This is a genomic window from Vibrio sp. 10N.222.52.B7 (genome assembly GCF_041474275.1).
In the GTDB taxonomy this organism is placed as follows: domain Bacteria; phylum Pseudomonadota; class Gammaproteobacteria; order Enterobacterales; family Vibrionaceae; genus Vibrio; species Vibrio crassostreae_C.
Genome location: NZ_JBFRTU010000156.1, coordinates 1 through 3,050, shown reverse-complemented (window position 1 = coordinate 3,050; position 3,050 = coordinate 1). Strand labels below are relative to the sequence as shown.

The 3,050-nt window shown below is 35.8% G+C and carries 3 protein-coding genes and 1 pseudogene; 1 reads left to right on the top strand and 3 read right to left on the bottom strand.

Translation table 11 applies throughout. The features are described 5' to 3' along the window. A partial coding sequence (locus tag AB4512_RS21970; RefSeq protein WP_372175666.1) for a hypothetical protein occupies positions 1 to 1,257 on the bottom strand: 1,257 nt, incomplete at its 3' end. An 828-nt stretch (positions 1,258 to 2,085) separates the two neighbouring features. Then, positions 2,086 to 2,364, bottom strand: a pseudogene (locus AB4512_RS21965) (hypothetical protein). A 291-nt stretch (positions 2,365 to 2,655) separates the two neighbouring features. On the opposite strand from AB4512_RS21965, the gene AB4512_RS21960 reads away from it, so the two are divergent. Beyond that, a complete protein-coding gene (locus AB4512_RS21960; RefSeq protein WP_372175664.1) occupies positions 2,656 to 2,853 on the top strand; it encodes a transposase in 198 nt (65 codons plus the stop codon). On the opposite strand, the gene AB4512_RS21955 is transcribed toward AB4512_RS21960, so the two are convergent. Next, on the bottom strand, positions 2,814 to 3,050 hold a 237-nt coding region (locus tag AB4512_RS21955), incomplete at its 5' end, for an ISAs1 family transposase (protein ID WP_372138412.1). The two genes, AB4512_RS21960 and AB4512_RS21955, sit on opposite strands and share 40 nt — an antisense overlap.

The window sequence follows — 3,050 nt, the reverse complement described above, 5'->3', positions numbered from 1 at the left end:
TCTAAATACTATAAAATATAATAATGTTGTTATAAGACATAACTTAGTAAATCCTATTGGAGTATATGCATACCACCTAGGAAAAGTAAATAAAACACAGAATGCATATACTGATATGTATTTTTTATTTCTACTATATGATGCGAATTTTAAAACATACCCAATAATAAGACCCGAAATAACAGGACCAAGCCACCCTAACCATACATAAAAATAGGCTGATATTAACCCGCCACCACCAGCCCCATAATTTTCTTGATCTAGTAAAGCTAAATTGGAATATGATTTTGCCTCAGTCCCATAAAGAAACATATTGAATAGATATGATAAAAAGCTTTTCAATCTAAATTCGAATGACCAGTACCCCGTTTCTGATAATCCAATCATTCGTGCCGAAGATTGTAGAACATCACCATAGTTAGTGGAAACAATATTTTTCTCTTCTGAAGGTGCTTGAAGGAAAACTGATAAAGGGTCACTGATTAAATTTATGATAAGCGTAGGGTCATGCCTTATCTTCCCAATAATCAAAATTATTGCCATTGATAAAAAAATTGATATGTAAAGTTTTTTTAAACTCCACTTGATAAAGAAGTTGGTAAAGAAATAAGAAAACAATAAAACAACCTGAATAACTTCAACTCTTCCACCATAGATCGTCGACTTCAAACAATAATAGGATACACAAGCATACAGTACTATCATTTGTATTCTAGACTTATCAGTATGTATGATTGAAATAAGCAAAATAGCTAACGAATATTCGAACAAAGGTGATTTGTTTACTTCTCTAGCCCCGAAATTATTTGTAAATACCGTATCACCAGACAAACCATATTTTGTACACACCACAAAGACAACAAGAGATGCGTAAAATACGACTCGATCTGGGTTTGAATTAATAGATAAATTTCTAAAGTCTCTGACGTTAAACAGCATACTACCAAAAGAAATCAAGAATAGTCCATGTAATACCATTACCTTATTTAAATAATATACATTCTGAAAGCTAAACCAAGCAGAAATATAGTAACCGTGAACAAAGTAATTTCTTAGTTCAACTGTATATAACAAAAAGAAAAGAAACATGACGAATAATGGTATTGCTTTAACAAAACGCTCTAAATACAACAAGTTTATAATTAAAGTGAAGATCCATATAATACTACTTTCACTATTAAAGAAAAAGAAAATGCAACTTAATACTTGAGTAAATATTGGTGTTAAAAATTTAAGGTTAACTAGCTTATCGTTCATTAAATAGAGACTTTAGTTATTAATGTTATTTTCAGATGTATGTTTAAGCCTTAAAGGTGGCTTTTTACATTTAAATCTATAGTTAATTTTCACTTAAGTTTACAATAACCATAGCACTTCGAATTTGATATTTATGAGCAGGATTACGACGCACTTTACCCTAAAAGGACTTGCGATAGATAACTGTTGCTACGGTTCACTTTTCTCTGCTTTTTTATCCCAACTTTGAAGATAGCTTCTTCCGTCAGCAGATTTAAAACCATGTTCCTTATCACTGTTAAGTTCTCACAAACTTGCTCTCGATGTATTCGACATCAGTGTACAACTGGCAAAACAACCTTACAGCACCCTTTATTCTATAAACGGCTTTCATGATCTTGCCCTACTTTAAAGATGGACATATTCGTGAATTTTTCCGGACCAATCCAACAATACGCGCTATCCTACCTTGACTTGGTATACTTGATGCATGAAAACTAAACTTTTTAATTTCTTTTCTCCAAAGGCTCCTATCTCGTCTCAGGTTTCCATAAAGCAACCTCAGTGCTTTTTGACACTTTTTATTCACGTTGAGACAGTCTATTGCAGATAATCCCTTATAAAACCTAGATTTTGCTTACTTTTTAAAACCGCCCCAATAGGTCGCCAAAGGTTTTTTACGACCTTTTGACTGCCACCCATTCGCATTTAGATATGCTACCGCCCTTAGGTTTAGCTCCTACAGGCAAGGTTTGATCATTCATCCGCCATTATACGGTTTTTATACGGTTTCTACTTTGCTGCGCAGTCTAGCAAATTAAGTGCATATTGACCAGTTTGAAATTCATCCTATTCTGACAAACATCTCACAAAGCATTGTACGTTTTGTAGAAGCCGGTGCCCTATGAAGTAGCGCTTTTCTATATCAATAAAAATGTTGCTGTTACGATACAGGAGGTAGGAAGCTTTGATTGTTGTTCGCCACTTTAATTTATGTGCGTGCTAACCCTTGAAGGTAGTGATTCAACAGCAAAGCTAAGAACTCACAAATGTCCCCTCTACACGCGCTATCACTTTGCTAAAATCACATCCGTTGTCAGTTTTATAGGCTGTATGCACAGATACGATTGGAAAACCTTGGGGAAATGACGAATGAAACGTTTGGCTATCCGGTGTTAGCGGTTATAGAATTGTATTTAACGGGAGGAGTTATAAAAAAGTAGATGCTAGTGACGAGTAGCGGGATGCGAAGAGCTAAAAGAGCAGATGTGAGTAACAGGTAAACAGGATGCGAAAGACTTAAAAGCAGGTGCGAGTGGATAAATAATAGATACGAGTGACGAGTAAACGAGATGCGAAGAGCGGCGCTTTTGATGTGACCCCATTAAAGTAGACACTTAATACAGAGTATTAAGTGTCATGAAAGTAAAATCACAAAGACAATTTACAGACGAATTTAAGCGAGAAGCTGTTCAGCAATCTCTCAACTCTTCTGATACCGTAAAGTCAGTAGCGCTATCCTTAGGAATATCGCCGGTGCTACTTTCGAAATGGAGATGCCAAATGGCAGGGCAAGATTACGAAGCCCCTTGCCCTGCAAGGACTTGCGAAAGGTAAGCGTTATTGCGGTTCGCTTTTTTCTGCTTTCTTTTGATCCCTGCTTTGAAGCTGATTTCTTCCGTCAGCAGATTTAAAGCTATATGTCTTATAACTGCTAAATTCTCACCGGCTTGCTCTCGACGTATCCGACATTCATCTTCTTTAAAACCAACGTCTAATCGCCAGTGCATCTGATTTTCAATGCTCCAATGTGC

Coding starts and splice junctions, on each gene's coding strand:
- AB4512_RS21960 (WP_372175664.1), top strand. CDS start 2,656: ATGAAAGTAAAATCACAAAGACAATTTACAGACGAATTTAAGCGAGAA.